This window comes from Cupriavidus cauae (assembly GCF_026210475.1).
GTDB classification, from domain to species: domain Bacteria; phylum Pseudomonadota; class Gammaproteobacteria; order Burkholderiales; family Burkholderiaceae; genus Cupriavidus; species Cupriavidus cauae.
In genome coordinates, this window is record NZ_CP080294.1 from 1,261,358 (window position 1) to 1,275,226 (window position 13,869).

Below are 13,869 nucleotides of genomic sequence, written 5' to 3' on the forward strand. Positions count from 1 at the left end.
GATGCCGATGGCGCATCCCGGCGCGGGATCGTGGTGATGACTGGATGGGCGGGACCCTGGACTTACTTCGCGCTCAGGTCCAGATCGCCGATCGCGCCCTGCCACTTGGCGGTATCGCGCACGGTCAGTTCCATCAGCTGGTCGGACGGGCCCGGCATCGGCAGCACCTGCATCGACTTGAGCTTGTCGACCACGGCCGGCTCGGCCAGGAAGGTCTGCGTGGCGGCATGCAGGCGCGCGATGACGTTGGCCGGCGTGCCGACCTTCGCCGCGATGCCGCTCCAGCCGATGTTCTCGAAGCCCTTCAGGCCCAGTTCGGCGGCGGTCGGCACGTCGGGCAGCTCGGGCACGCGCTTCGAGGCGAACAGCATCAGCGGCACCAGCTTGCCGGCCTTGATCTGCGGCAGCGCGGTGCTCAGCACCGGCGCCATGACCTGCGTCGCGCCGGAGACAGTCGACACCAAGCCATCCGGCTCGCCGCGATACGGCACGTGCAGCAGGCGGATGCCCTGCTGCTTCTGCATCAGCTCGACCACCAGATGGGTCGAATTGCCGTTGCCGGACGAGGCGAAGCTGATGCTGCCGGGCTTGGCCCTGGCGGCGTCGACCAGCTCGCGATAGTTGCGCAGGCCGGATTGCGGATTGGCGACCAGCACGAAGGGCACGGTGGCCAGCATCGACACCGGCGCGAAATCGGATTCGGGCTTGTAGGCCAGCGGCGCGTAGACGAACTTGTTCAGCACCATCTGCGAGACGCCCGCCAGGAACAGCGTGCAGCCGTCGGCCGGCTGGCTCAGCACGTACTTGGCCGCGATGATGCCGCCCGCGCCGGCCCGGTTCTCGACCACGATCGGCGTTTGCAGCGTCTTGCCGACGCGCTCGGCCCACATACGGGCCAGGGTGTCCGTGCTGCCACCGGCCTGCTGAGAGACGACCATCCGGATCGGGCGCGACGACGCGCCAGGCTCACCGCAGCCGTAGCTCGGTGCGGCCACGCCGAAGGCGAGCGCAAGGGGAACAGCGAAGTGGAAAAGGGAAGTTTTTCTCATAGGTGGTGGCAGTGTCCAGGTCCGTCGAATTCCAGGTCTGGTGCCTGGATGCCGGGAAATTATTGGCCCCAACCGCAAACTCACCTAGTGAATTGTTTCGAACCATCTATTAGTATTCGCTCATGGATCCATCCGACCACAGCATCGCCTGGGCGCGCCGACTGCGGGTGCGGCACCTCGAGTCCTTCCTGATTCTTCACGATGCGGGCACGCTGTCGGCCGCCGCGACGCGGCTGCATATGACGCAGTCCGCGGTGTCGCACTGGCTCAGCGAAATGGAGGAACTGGCCGGCGTCAGGCTGGCGATCCGCGGCCGGCGCCTGCAGCTGACGCCGGCCGGCGAGGCGGTGCGCCGGCTGGCCGTGCGCGTGCTCGGCGAGGTATCGCGCGCCCACGACGAACTCGGCGCCATTGCCAAGGGCGCGGTCGCGCGCCTGCATGTGGGCAGCGTGCTGGCCGGCGTCGCGCACCTGATTCCCTGGGCCATCGTCGCATTCCAGCGGGTCCAGCCCAATGTCTCGATCCAGGTCACGGAAGGCGCGTTCAATACGCTGCTCGAGCGCCTGGAGAGACGCGAATTCGATCTGGTGGTCGGCTCGATCGATGCGCGCGCCTATGGTCCGCATCTGGCGCACGAGGTGCTGTTCGAAGATGCGATGGCGGTGGTGGTGGGCCCGCACCATCCGCTGGCACAGGCAAAACGGCTGCGCTGGGGGCAGCTGTTCTCGTATCCGTGGGCGATGCCGCAGCGCGAGACGCTGATGCGCACGCGGCTCGATACCGTGCTGCTCGAGCACGGCGCCGCCGGCCTGCGGCCGGCGGTCGAGACAGGTTCCATCGTCACGATGCAGGCGGTGCTGCGGGAAACCGACTATATCGGCGTCTGTTCGGCCGCGATGGCCGAGCACCTGGCCGCGCTGGGGCTGCTGCATATCCTGCCGCTGGGCGACCGGGAATCGTTCGGTCCGGTCGGGGCGGTATGGCGCAAGGGCGGCGACGACGAGGTGTTGCACGCCTTCATGCAGGCGTTGCGGGACGAGGCGGGCCGGATCCGTGCCGCCGAGCCGGGGGCGGCCGCGCGGTAACGCACCGCCCCTCGCTCCCTCGCGGCACGGCGGCAAGGCTTACGCCGTCAGCGCGGCACGCGGATATTGTTCCTGACCTCGTCCACGCCCATCACTTCCTCGGCGATATCCTCGACGCGGTACTTGGCGCGGCGGTCCGATACGGTACCGCTCAGCGTGACGATGCCCGAGCCGACCTCCACGGTGACCTCGGACACGTCGAGGTCGCGCGCCTCGGCCAAGCGCTCGCAGACCTCGTCGCAGATGCGCTCGTCGGTGCGGCGATAGCCCTTGGGCAGGGTGCGGGCGCGCCGTGGGGCCGTACTGCCGCGCATTCCCGCGCCGCCGCTCGCGCCGCGTTCGCCGAATTCGTTGAAGCCGACGCTGCCGCCGCCGGAGCCCATCGCCCCGGTGTCGCCGCGCCGATAGTGGTAGGCGTCACGCATGCCGCGCGAGCCGCCATAGCCGCGATGGCGCCAGGTCTCCGCGACCTCGCCGGTGCGTGGGTCCTCGGGGAACCACTCCATGCCGCCTGTCACGGTGCCGCGTCCGCGGCGGTCCTCGCCGGTTTCCCGGGGCCACATCTGGCGCGTACCGCTGGTGTCTCGATTCCCGGTGTTCCTGTTGCCGGTGTCTCTGTTGCCGTTCATTTCGGTCTCCTTCGATCAGGGACGTAATGGGCAATGGCCGCAAAATCCGTACCGCCGCCGCGCGGTGCGGGCGCGGTCGCGCGGCATGGTGCGGGCACGCGCGGTGCAATCTTTGCCGGGATGGCTTGTAAATAAAACGCGCCTGGACGCCCGATCGACGTCCTAGGGCGATGTAAAAAGGCCTTCCCGTGTGGGAAGGCCCGGATTTGCCGCAGAGCGTCAATCAACCATCACGTCGGCCGGCGCATCACACCTGCGTGATGAATTTGGTCACCAGATAGCCGTCGAAGGTCTCCATGCCGCCTTCGCTGCCGATGCCGGAGTCCTTGATGCCGCCGAAGGGCGTTTCGGCCAGCGCCATGCCGAAATGGTTGATGTTGACCATCCCGGCCTCGAGACCGTTCGAGACCAGCGTCGCGGTCTTCAGCGAGTTGGTGAAGACATACGAGGCCAGGCCGTAGGGCAGGCTGTTCGCGCGCCGCAGCGCTTCCTCGGCGTCCTTGAAGCGCGTCACCGGCGCCACCGGGCCGAACGGTTCGTCGACCATCAGCTTCGCGTCGTCCGGCAGGTCGGTGACCACCGTGGGCGCGAAGAAATAGCCCTTGCTGCCGATGCGCGCGCCGCCGGCGACGACCTTGCCGCCGCGATGGCTGGCGTCGTCGAGAAACTGCTCCATCGACGCGATGCGGCGCTCATGCGCGAGCGGCCCCATCTGCGTGCCGTCCTCCAGACCGTCCCCGACCTTGATCGAGCCCATCACCTCGGTGAAGCGGGCCAGGAAGCGATCGTAGGCTTTCTCCTGGACGTAGAAGCGGGTCGGCGACACGCAGACCTGGCCGGCGTTGCGGATCTTGAAGCGGGCCAGCATCTCGGCGGCCGGCTCGATATCGGCGTCGTCGAACACCAGCACCGGCGAATGCCCGCCAAGTTCCATCGTCACGCGCTTCATGTGTGCGCCGGCCAGCGCGGCCAGCTGCTTGCCGACCGGCACCGAGCCGGTGAACGAGATCTTGCGCACGATCGGCGATTCGATCAGATAGGTCGAGACCTCGCTCGGCACGCCCCAGACGATGTTCAGCACGCCCGGCGGCAGGCCGGCATCGTGGAACAGCTGGGCCAGCGCGACCACCGCGCTCGGCGAATCCTCCGGGCCCTTCAGGATCAGCGTGCAGCCCGCGCCGAGCGCCGACACGATCTTGCGGATCGCCTGGTTGAAGGGGAAGTTCCACGGCGTGAAGGCCGCGCAGACGCCGATCGGCTCGCGCACGACGATCTGCCGCACGTTCGGATTGCGCGGCGGAATCACGCGGCCATAGATGCGGCGGCATTCCTCGGCGTGCCAGTCGGCGTGCTCGGCGCAGATCATCACTTCGGCGACTGCCTCGGCCAGCGGCTTGCCCTGGTCCAGCGTGATATTGCGGCCGATGTCCCTGGCGCGCTCGCGGGTCAGCTCGCCGACGCGGCGCAGGATCTTCGCGCGCTCCAGCGGCGAGGTCTTCTTCCAGCTGTCGAAGGCGCGCTGCGCGGCGGCCAGGGCGCGGTCCAGATCCGCGGTGCTGGCGTGCGGCAGTTTGCCGAGCACCTCCTGCGTGGCGGGATTGATCACGTCCTGCTCGCGGCGCCCGCCGCCTTTGACGAACTCCCCATCGATATAAAGGGCGAGGTCCTGGTACATGGCTTCTCCTGTGTCCTGTGTCGTGAGTCCTGGGTCCGCTGTCGGGAACCGGGGCGTGTGCCACGCGGGCGCCCGGGGTTCCGAACCCGTTAGCTTACCGCGTCGGCCATCGCGGCGTGCGGCGACCCACGCAGCGACTCTCGCGACGATTCATGCCGCGGCCGACACGACCGCTGCGCGTCTTCGATCGCGATTCCTTTCAACGAGCCTACATCTCGCTTTCACGTCCCTTTCAAAATGCATCACGTCATGATGCAAACGCAGATTCCTTGCTGTGGTTAACCCTGAAACCAGACAACTGAAAGGGCGCTGAAAGCACGCTTCTCTAACGTTGCATCCGCTTTCGGCACAGCGCTCGTGCCGTGCGGCTTTGCATTTAACGAGGAGAATCATGTTGCGCATACGCAGCCAAAAGGACTTCGCCTCCGGCCTGATGTTCGTGCTGGTCGGCCTAGGCTTTTCCTTTGTCGCTCGCGGCTATTCGATGGGGACGGCCGCGAAGATGGGTCCCGGATATTTCCCCTTCCTGCTCGGCCTGGTACTGGCCGCGCTCGGCGCGCTGGTGTTGCTCGGCTCGCTGTCGAGCAAGGGCGAGGAAGACCGGATGGAACGCTGGGACATCAAGATCCTGCTGTGGATCCTGGGTTCGGTGGTGCTGTTCGGCCTGTTGCTCAAGCCGCTCGGCATGGTGCTGTCGGTATTCGTGCTGGTGGTCGTGTCGTCGATGGCCAGTCATGAATTCAGCTGGAAGGGCGCGCTGCTCAACAGCGTGGTGCTGGTCCTGATCAGCCTCGGTGCCTTCGTCTACGGCATCAACCTGCAGATGCCGGTGTGGCCGGCGTTCATCACGGGCTAAGGAGCGCGCAGATGGAATTGCTTGAACATTTGACGCTCGGGTTTTCGACCGCGCTGTCGTTCCAGAACCTGGCCTACGCCTTCCTCGGCTGCCTGCTCGGCACGCTGATCGGCGTGCTGCCGGGCCTCGGCCCCCTCGCGACCATCGCGATGCTGCTGCCGATCACCTACACGCTGCCGCCGGTGGCCGCGCTGATCATGCTGGCCGGCATCTACTACGGTGCGCAGTACGGTGGCTCGACCACGGCAATCCTGGTCAACCTGCCCGGCGAATCGTCGTCGGTGGTGACCACCATCGACGGCTACCAGATGGCGCGGCGCGGCCGTGCCGGCGTGGCGCTGGCCACCGCCGGTATCGGATCGTTCTTCGCCGGCTGTGTGGCCACGCTGATCCTGGCGGCCTTCGCCGGTCCGCTGTCGGAACTGGCCTTCAAGTTCGGCCCCGCCGAGTACTTCTCGCTGATGGTGCTGGGCCTGATCGGTGCCGTGGTGCTGGCCTCTGGCTCGCTGGTCAAGGCGATCTCGATGATTGTGCTGGGCCTGCTGCTGGGCCTGGTCGGTACCGACGTGAACTCGGGCGCCGCGCGCTTCTCGTTCGACATCCCGGAACTGACGGACGGCATCGACTTCGTCGCGCTGGCCATGGGCATGTTCGGCTTCGCCGAGATCATCGCGAACCTGGAGCAGAAGGAAAACCGCGAGACCTTCACCGATCGCGTGACCAACCTGTTCCCGACGAAGGAAGACTTCAGGCGCATGATCCCGGCGGTGCTGCGCGGTACCGCGCTGGGCTCGGCGCTCGGTATCCTGCCGGGCGGCGGCGCGTCGCTGGCTTCGTTCGCGGCCTACACGCTGGAGAAGAAGTCGTCGAAGTACTCGCACGAGTTCGGCAAGGGCGCGATCGAAGGCGTGGCCGGTCCCGAATCCGCGAACAACGCGGCGGCGCAGACCTCGTTCATTCCGCTGCTGACGCTGGGCATTCCGCCCAACGCGGTGATGGCGCTGATGGTCGGCGCGATGACGATCCACAACATCCAGCCGGGTCCGCAGGTCATGACCAGCAACCCGCAGCTGTTCTGGGGCCTGATCGCCTCGATGTGGATCGGCAACCTGATGCTGATCATCCTGAACCTGCCGCTGATCGGCATCTGGGTCAAGCTGCTGACCGTGCCGTATCGCTTCCTGTACCCGGCGATCCTGGTGTTCTGCGGCATCGGCGTCTACTCGGTCAACAACCAGACCTTCGACGTCTTCATGGCCGCGGGCTTCGGCGTGGTGGGCTATCTGTTCCTGAAGCTCAAGTGCGAACCGGCGCCGCTGCTGCTCGGCTTCGTGCTCGGGCCGATGATGGAAGAGAACTTCCGCCGCACGCTGCTGCTCTCGCGTGGTGAGTTCTCGGTGTTCGTCACGCGTCCGCTGTCGATGGGCCTGCTGATTGCCGCCGCGGCGCTGGTGGCGGTGGTGGCGCTGCCCTCGATCAAGGCCAAGCGCGAAATCGCCTTCCAGGAGGAGTAGAGAAAAACCGGGCCGGCCGGCGCCCCGGAGCCATTCCGGGCGCGCCGACCGGCCCGGTCGTTTTGCGCATGTCTATCGTTGCATGAAAAGACCAACCATCGATAGTCTCGTTTCCCGGCTCTATATCCTGAAGTTCGTGCAGTCCAGCCCGGCCACGGTGCTCGCTCTCGTCGAGCGGCTGCGCGAACATGGCATCGAGAAGAACATCCGCTCGCTGCGCCCAATCCTGCGCAGCCTGCTGATCGCACGGGCGATCACCGCGGAACTGGTCGAAGGCAACGGCCGGGTCTACTCGATCACCGACAGTGGGCGCGAAGAGCTGGATGCCTACCTGTCCCATCTCGATGTGCTGCAAAACGAAATCGGCGGCGACCGTTGAGGCCGCCGCCGATTGTCGTTTGAGCGATCGGACTTTCTTGCCGAACCGCTTTACTGGCTGACCAGCTCGATCGCCGTCTGCGAGTCGTCGTTGGCCTTGGCCACCAGCACCTTGATATTGTTCGGCACGGCCGACGCGATGCCATCGACCGGGATCGGCATGATCAGCCAGTCCGCGTTGTTGTCGATGGTGATCGCGCCCGAGCTGAAGATCACCTGCTTGGTGCCGGCCGTGGTGACGCGGATCTGGTAGTTGTTGCCGCCGTCGAACTCGTTGGAGTCCTGGCCCGAGGCCGGCACTGCCGACTTGTAGCCCACGTTGGCGAAGGTCGGGCTGACCGTATTGATGTCCACCGACGGGGCCGTCACGTAGATATCGACGTTCTGCGCGTTGAACGCGGCGTTGACCGCGCGCACCCGCGCCTTGGTCGACAGCAGTCCCTTCTCGTACGGATCGTCGATCACCAGCGTGTCGGCGCGGTCGTCGCCGGGCAGCGCCACGATGGTGTACTTGTGGCCGGTGGCCGCATCGACCTGGGCGCGGCCCACTTCGGTCTGCGTGCCCGCGGCGTTGAAGGTGAACAGGTGGTTGCCGTCGTCGACGTCCGAATAGCGGGCGACGAACTTGTACGGAATGTTCTGCAGGGACGTCTTGGCGCCGTTCTGGTAGACGTCGAGATTGAGCGTGGTCGGGATCGGAGGCACGGCGTGGATCACGCGTGTCTGCGGTTCGTTCAGGCCGAGACGGTCGTCGATGCCATCATCGCCGCCGCCGCATGCCGCGAGCATGGCGCTGGCCGCCACCATCAGTCCCAGTGCAATCCCGGATTTCGAGAACAGCTTCATGGATTTCCCCTTGCAGGTGAAATGAAAGCGAAGAAGTTACGGGGCCGACCGCGTAATGCCACGGGATGGCAAGGGTTGCCGACTGCGTTGGCATGGCATGGCCAACGCATCGCAACAGGCCTTGGTGTGGTCGGGGTCCGGCCGCGTGCCGTGATGGAACGATAGTGGTGGTCACGATGGGCCGAAACGCTGCGCGCTCCGATATGGCTGTCGGAGGAATCCGACAGCCGATTGAATCACTCCGGCGAGCCCAAGCCCTGCAAGGCCTGGCGGCGCCGTTCTGCACAGCGGAATGGGAGTGCGCGTAAAAAGCGGGTTTGTCTATCGCCGTTTGCCATTGTTTTCACTCGTGAGGCCCCTCATCCTTCACCCCGCTTGATTTTTTCCAATTTTTCGTCACACTTGCCGGGATAGCTGACCGAGCACGATGTCAACAATCACAAACGGGGCGGGGAAAGTGGCCAGGTCGGAGGCGATGGCGGCTGGCGCGGTTCCGGCGGCGGACACCGATCCGTTGACCGGGGTAGCAAGCCGCCCATTCTTCTTGAGCAAGCTCGAAGCACGCCTGCAGAACGAGGCCGTGCCGCGCTGCGCATTGATCCTTCTCGGCATCGACGACTTCCGCGCCTTCAATGACATGCACGGTCATGGCGAAGGCGACCGCATCCTCCAGCAGATGGCCCGCCGGCTGCGCGACGCCTCGCCGCGCGATGCCGTGATCGGCCGCACCGGCGGCGACGAGTTCGCGGTGCTGCTGCCCTCGATCTACGATCCCACCCTGGTGCGCCACGTCAGCGCGGCGATCCTGTCGCTGCTGTCCGAGCCGTACGACTGCAATGGCCACCGCCACTATGTGCTGGCGAGCCTGGGCGCCTGCGTGATGCCGGCCGGCGGCGACAACGCGTCCGATGCGCTGGCCTCGGCCAGCCTGGCGCTGGCACGGGCCAAGCGCGACGGCGGCCGCACCATCCGTTTCTTCAAGGCGCAGATGCGCGCCGATGTCACCAGCCGGCTGTCGCTGGTGCAGGCACTGCGCGAAGCCTATGCGCAGCGGCAATTCGAGCTGCTGTACCAGCCGCAGGTCGACCTGCGCGACGGCCGCATCGTCGGGGCCGAGGCGCTGATGCGCTGGCGGCATCCGACCCAGGGCCTGCTGGCCCCGGCCGCGTTTATCGATGCGCTGGCCGCCAGCAGCGTCGCCGTCGACGTGGGCATGTGGCTGCTGCAGACCGCCTGCGCGCAGGCGCGTGCCTGGTCGCTGCAGTTCGAGCAGGCGCCGCGCGTGGCGATCAACCTGTTCGCCGCGCAACTGGCGGAAAGCCGCCTGCTGACCGAAGTCCGCCACGTGCTGCGCGAACTCGCGCTGGAGCCGAACCGGCTCGAACTGGAAATTACCGAGACCATCGCCCTGCAGCAGGGCGACGAGGTGTCCGGCCAGCTGCAGACGCTGCGCCGCGACGGCGTGACGCTGACCTGCGACGACTTTGGCACCGGCTATGCGTCGCTGAGCTTCCTGAAGACCTTCCCGGTCGACCGCATCAAGATCGACCAGTCCTTTATCCGCAACGTGACCCAGGACCCGGTCGATGCGGCCATCGTCCGCTCGGTGATCAATGTCGGCTCGAGCCTGCGCATCGGCGTGATTGCCGAAGGCGTCGAGACGGTGGAGCAGCGCGATTTCCTGCTGGCCAACGGCTGCCACGAGGTCCAGGGCTATCTGTATGGCAAGCCGATGCCGGCCGACCAGCTGACCGACCGGCTGTACGAGCAGCAGCGGCTGGCCAAGGACTGAAAGCGCGAGGACCGAACGGCCGGCGGACCGAATGGCTGGCCGACCGAATGGCCGGCGGCATGAACGTGCCGAGTCATCCCGATTCCGGACCGTAAAAAACGACGATCCCCGCCGCAGCGGGGATCGCAGGGAAGGGCCCCATCGCGGGCCCTTTCCTTTTTCCGCCTGCGCGGATCGCTTCCTTACTTCGCCAGCTCCGACAGCCGCACCTGGCTGATCTTGCCGCCCTGCACCCAGCCGACCACGGTATCGGCCATCGAACCGCCCTTGGCGTCGATGCCGTCGACCTCGTTCGGGTTGAGTTCCTTCGGCAGCGTCTTCATCGCGTCGGGCATCTTGGCGCGGATCGCCGTGGCGTCGCTGGTGGTACCGGCCAGCTTCATCGCATGGGCCAGCGCATGCACCATCGTGTAGTTCAGCGACATCTCGGTGGTGGCGTCCTTGCCGTCATGCAGCTTCTTGTACTTGGCGTTGAAGGCCTGCGCCGCCGGGCGGCTGTCGCTGTTGAGCGGCAGCACGCCGATCGAGCCCTCCAGCATGCCCAGGCCGTTGGTCACGCGCGCCATCTCGTCGAGCTTGGCCTGGTCCATCACGATGAAGCCGCCCTTGAAGCCGAGTTCGCGCGCCTGCTTGACGACCAGCGCGGTCGGCTCCGACGGGCCGCCGACGAACAGCACGTCCGGCTTGTCGGCGATCACGCGCGACACGCCGCTGTAGAAGTCGGTCGCCTTGGTATAGGACATCGGGTTGTTGCCGACCACCTTGCCGCCCGCCTTCTCCCAGGCCGGCACGAAGGCCTGCACCCACGCCTTGGCGTAGTCGTGGTCGGCCGGCACCAGCGCGACGTTCTTGCCGAAGCGCTTCATCTGCGCCTTGACGAAGGGCTCGATATAGCCGGTGTACGCCGGCGGGATCCGGATGGTCAGCTTGTTGCCGGCGTCGGTGATGCGCGGCACGCTCGAGTACGCCATCACCATGAACTTCTCTTGCTCGTTGAAGGCCTGCAGCGCGAAGATGCCGCCCGAGTGCGGCACGAACACGGCCGGCGTCTTGTGCTGCTGCACCAGGCGGCGCGCGTTGATCGCCGATTCGGCCGGCGCGTACTTGTCGTCGAGCGCGACCACTTCGAACTTGACCTTCTTGCCGCCGACCTCGACGCCGCTGGCGTTCAGTTCGTCGACCGCCATCTGGATGCCCGACAGCACGTTCTTGCCGTACAGCGCGGCGCCGCCGGACAGCGGGCCGGTATAGCCCAGCTTGACCACTTCCTGCGCGAAGGCCGCGCCGGAGGCCAGCAGGGCGGCCAGCGCGGTGGCGGCCAGCGGCAACAGCTTGCGGCGGGGTTTGGTGGCGTTCTGCATCTTCCGTCTCCTTAAACGATGAAAGTGCCATCGGGTCGTGGCCCGGATGGTCTTGGTTGAATCTCGATCCGCTTCGATTCAGTGTCTGGGTACCCGCTTTCGCGGGGGGCCGGCGGCTTCTGTCCTTCGTCCTGACGGCGTCACCCGCCGATATAGGCCCGCCGCACGCCTTCGTCATTGAGCAGCGAATCGCGATCGCCCTCCATCACGATGCGCCCGCCCTCGATCACGTAGCCGCGATGGGCAATGCCCAGCGCCGCATAGGCGTTCTGTTCGGCCAGCAGCACGGTGGTGCCGGCGCGGTTGATGCGCTGGATCACCTCGAACATCTGCTTGACCACCAGCGGCGCCAGCCCCAGCGACGGTTCGTCGAGCAGCAGCGCGCGCGGCCGGCCCATCAGGGCGCGGCCGAGTGCGACCATCTGCTGCTGGCCGCCCGACAGCGAGCCCGCCGGGTCGTCCTTCTTCTGCTGCAGGATCGGAAAGAGCTCGTAGACCTCTTCCAGCGAGCGCCTGATGCCGGCGCTGTCGCGGCGATGCACGTAGGCGCCCAGCGTCAGGTTCTTCTGCACGCTCATCGCCGGGAACAGCTTGCGGCCCTCGGGGCAGTGCACCAGCCCCGCCTGCACGATCTGCGACGGCTTCATGCCGGACAGCTCGCGGCCGTCGAAGCGCATGCTGCCGCCGCTGGTCCGGTGGATGCCGCTCATCGCCAGGAAGATCGAGCTCTTGCCGGCGCCGTTCGCGCCGAGCAGCACGACCAGTTCACCCGCCTTGGCGTGCAGCGTGATGTTGTCGAGTGCGCGGAAGCTGCCGTAGGAAAGCGATACGCGTTCAAGCTGCAACATGGTCGGCTCCCAGATAGGCTTCGATGACCTGCGGATTGCGCTGGATTTCCGCCGGCGTGCCCTCGGCGATCTTCTCGCCATAGTTCAGCACCATGATCTTGTCGGCGAGCCGCATGATCATGTCCATCTTGTGTTCGATCAGGCAGACCGTCTTGCCGTGCCGGACCATCTTGCGGATCAGTTCGGCCAGGCCCACGGTCTCCTCGGGGTTGACGCCGCCGGCCGGCTCGTCGAGCAGCAGCAGCTCGGGCCCGGTGGCCAGCGCCAGCGCAAAGGCGACGCGCTTGCGCTCCTCCTGTGTGATGTCGGATGCCACTTCATGCGCGAGATGCGACAGCCCGACGAAGTCCAGCGCCTCCTCGGCCTTGTCGCGGCACAGCCGCTCTTCCTCGCGCAGCCGCCTGGTGTTGAACAGCACGTCGCGCAGGCCCGCATGGGTGCGCAGCCGATGGCCGACGATCAGGTTGTCGAGCACGGTGGCGCGATCGAACAGCGCGGTGGCCTGGAAGGTGCGGGCGATGCCCAGGCGGGCGATGCGGTCGGCCCGCATGCCGGCCACGTTGGTGCCCTTGAACAGCACCTCGCCGGAGCTTGGCGCATGGGTGCCGGCCACCAGGTTGAAGAAGGTCGTCTTGCCGGCGCCGTTGGGGCCGATGATGGCGTTGATATGGCCGGCCTCGAAGGTCACCGAGACATCGTTGACCGCGGTCAGCCCGCCGAATTTCTTGGTCAGGTTGCGGATCTCAAGCATGGTCGGCTCCGGCGGAAGCGGGGGCGGGCGCAGCGGCCTTGCCGTCGGCTGCGTCATCTCCGGCGGCGCGGCGTGCCGGCTGGCGCTGGCCGCGGCGCGCGGCGGCGGCACGGCGCGCCTGGCGCTTCAGGTAGGTCCCGACGATGCCGTCGGGCAGGAAGATGATCAGCAGGATCAGCACCGGGCCGAACACCAGCATGCGGTAGTCCTGCAGGAACTGCAGCGTCTGCGTGACCCAGGGCACCAGCAGCGCGCCCAGCAGCGGCCCGAGCAGCGTGCCGATGCCGCCGACCAGCATCGCCATCACCATGTCGAAGGTCAGGTCGGTTCGCGCGATGTCCGGACCGAGGAAGCGCACGTGGCCCGCATACAGCGCGCCGGCGAAGCCCGCATAGGCCACCGACAGCACGAAGGACAGCACCTTGGTGCGCATCAGGTCGATGCCCAGCGCCTCGGCCAGCGCGTCGCTGTTGCGCACCGCCATGAAGCTGCGGCCCAGCAGCGAGCTGACGATCCGGTGCATCAGGAAGGCGCCGATCACCAGGAAGAACAGCACCAGGTAGTACTGCGCCTGCACGCTGTCGAAGGTTACCGGGCCGATCGCGGCCGGTACCGGAATGCCGATCAGGCCGACCGTGCCGTGCGTCAGGCTTTCCCACTTCTCGATCAGCAGGTAGATGATGTAGCCGATGCACAGCGTGAAGATCGAGAAGTAATGGCCCTTGAGCCGCAGCGATACCACGCCGACCACATAGCCGACGATCATGCAGACCACGCCGGACAGCACGAAGGCGGCCCAGAACGGCATCTGGTGATCGACGGTCAGGATGCCCAGCGTATAGGCGCCGATGGCCATGAAGCCGCCGTGCGCGAGATTGAGCTGGCCGGTGTAGCCGGTGATCAGGTTCAGGCCCAGCGTCGCGATCGCGTAAATGAAGGCCAGCGTCATCACCGTCAGGTAATAGCTGTTGGTCGTCAGCAGCGGAAACGCGATGGCCAGCGCCAGCAGCAACGCCCAGCCGGTCTTGCCTTGCAATGCGTTCATGTCGAGAGTTCTCCTACCTTGTGCGCTTCGATGCGGCGGC

At 66.4% G+C, this 13,869-nt stretch carries 13 protein-coding genes; 5 read left to right on the forward strand and 8 right to left on the reverse strand.

The window, feature by feature from the left end; translation table 11 throughout:
* Nucleotides 1-62: 62 nt before the first annotated feature.
* Nucleotides 63-1,049 (reverse strand): Bug family tripartite tricarboxylate transporter substrate binding protein, encoded by a 987-nt coding sequence (locus tag KZ686_RS20935; RefSeq protein WP_407648563.1) that lies wholly within the window; start codon nt 1,047-1,049, stop codon nt 63-65.
* 122 nt (nt 1,050-1,171) lie between these two features.
* Here KZ686_RS20935 and KZ686_RS20940 point away from each other — a divergent pair, with 122 nt between their 5' ends.
* Nucleotides 1,172-2,134 (forward strand): LysR family transcriptional regulator, encoded by a 963-nt coding sequence (locus KZ686_RS20940; RefSeq protein WP_226106749.1) that lies wholly within the window; start codon nt 1,172-1,174, stop codon nt 2,132-2,134.
* A 47-nt stretch (nt 2,135-2,181) separates the two neighbouring features.
* Here KZ686_RS20940 and KZ686_RS20945 read toward each other — a convergent pair whose 3' ends face one another.
* The gene (locus tag KZ686_RS20945) at nt 2,182-2,763 is read right to left on the reverse strand and encodes a BON domain-containing protein (RefSeq protein WP_265633562.1); all 582 of its coding nucleotides are present in this window, start codon (nt 2,761-2,763) and stop codon (nt 2,182-2,184) included.
* Between the two features lie 247 nt (nt 2,764-3,010).
* Nucleotides 3,011-4,438 carry an NAD-dependent succinate-semialdehyde dehydrogenase gene (locus KZ686_RS20950; protein WP_226106745.1) on the reverse strand — a complete coding sequence of 476 codons (1,428 nt, stop codon included), beginning with the start codon at nt 4,436-4,438 and terminating at the stop codon, nt 3,011-3,013.
* A gap of 394 nt (nt 4,439-4,832) precedes the next feature.
* On the opposite strand from KZ686_RS20950, the gene KZ686_RS20955 reads away from it, so the two are divergent.
* The 3 genes from KZ686_RS20955 to KZ686_RS20965 all read left to right on the forward strand — a co-directional run bounded on the left by KZ686_RS20955 (nt 4,833) and on the right by KZ686_RS20965 (nt 7,187).
* Nucleotides 4,833-5,294, forward strand: coding sequence for a tripartite tricarboxylate transporter TctB family protein (locus KZ686_RS20955; RefSeq protein ID WP_149316548.1), 462 nt, complete (start codon nt 4,833-4,835; stop codon nt 5,292-5,294).
* A gap of 11 nt (nt 5,295-5,305) precedes the next feature.
* Nucleotides 5,306-6,808, forward strand: coding sequence for a tripartite tricarboxylate transporter permease (locus KZ686_RS20960; RefSeq protein WP_149316439.1), 1,503 nt, complete (start codon nt 5,306-5,308; stop codon nt 6,806-6,808).
* An 82-nt stretch (nt 6,809-6,890) separates the two neighbouring features.
* Nucleotides 6,891-7,187, forward strand: coding sequence for a helix-turn-helix transcriptional regulator (locus tag KZ686_RS20965; protein WP_023264200.1), 297 nt, complete (start codon nt 6,891-6,893; stop codon nt 7,185-7,187).
* Between the two features lie 50 nt (nt 7,188-7,237).
* Here the strand turns inward: KZ686_RS20965 and KZ686_RS20970 are convergent, their stop codons facing one another.
* The gene (locus KZ686_RS20970) at nt 7,238-8,032 is read right to left on the reverse strand and encodes a DUF4397 domain-containing protein (RefSeq protein WP_149316438.1); all 795 of its coding nucleotides are present in this window, start codon (nt 8,030-8,032) and stop codon (nt 7,238-7,240) included.
* A 427-nt stretch (nt 8,033-8,459) separates the two neighbouring features.
* Here KZ686_RS20970 and KZ686_RS20975 point away from each other — a divergent pair, with 427 nt between their 5' ends.
* Complete coding sequence (locus KZ686_RS20975; RefSeq protein ID WP_149316437.1) at nt 8,460-9,824, forward strand: putative bifunctional diguanylate cyclase/phosphodiesterase; 1,365 nt, start codon at nt 8,460-8,462, stop codon at nt 9,822-9,824.
* Nucleotides 9,825-10,006: 182 nt separating this feature from the next.
* On the opposite strand, the gene KZ686_RS20980 is transcribed toward KZ686_RS20975, so the two are convergent.
* The 4 genes from KZ686_RS20980 to KZ686_RS20995 all read right to left on the reverse strand — a co-directional run bounded on the left by KZ686_RS20980 (nt 10,007) and on the right by KZ686_RS20995 (nt 13,829).
* Nucleotides 10,007-11,185, reverse strand: a complete 1,179-nt coding sequence (locus KZ686_RS20980) for an ABC transporter substrate-binding protein (RefSeq protein ID WP_149316436.1) — start codon at nt 11,183-11,185, stop codon at nt 10,007-10,009.
* Nucleotides 11,186-11,325: 140 nt separating this feature from the next.
* Nucleotides 11,326-12,033 carry an ABC transporter ATP-binding protein gene (locus tag KZ686_RS20985; RefSeq protein ID WP_149316435.1) on the reverse strand — a complete coding sequence of 236 codons (708 nt, stop codon included), beginning with the start codon at nt 12,031-12,033 and terminating at the stop codon, nt 11,326-11,328.
* Nucleotides 12,020-12,784, reverse strand: coding sequence for an ABC transporter ATP-binding protein (locus tag KZ686_RS20990; protein ID WP_149316434.1), 765 nt, complete (start codon nt 12,782-12,784; stop codon nt 12,020-12,022). Before KZ686_RS20990 ends, KZ686_RS20985 begins: the two co-directional genes overlap by 14 nt.
* Entirely contained in the window at nt 12,777-13,829 is a 1,053-nt protein-coding gene (locus tag KZ686_RS20995; RefSeq protein WP_149316433.1) for a branched-chain amino acid ABC transporter permease, read from the reverse strand. Before KZ686_RS20995 ends, KZ686_RS20990 begins: the two co-directional genes overlap by 8 nt.
* Between the last annotated feature and the right edge of the window lie 40 nt (nt 13,830-13,869).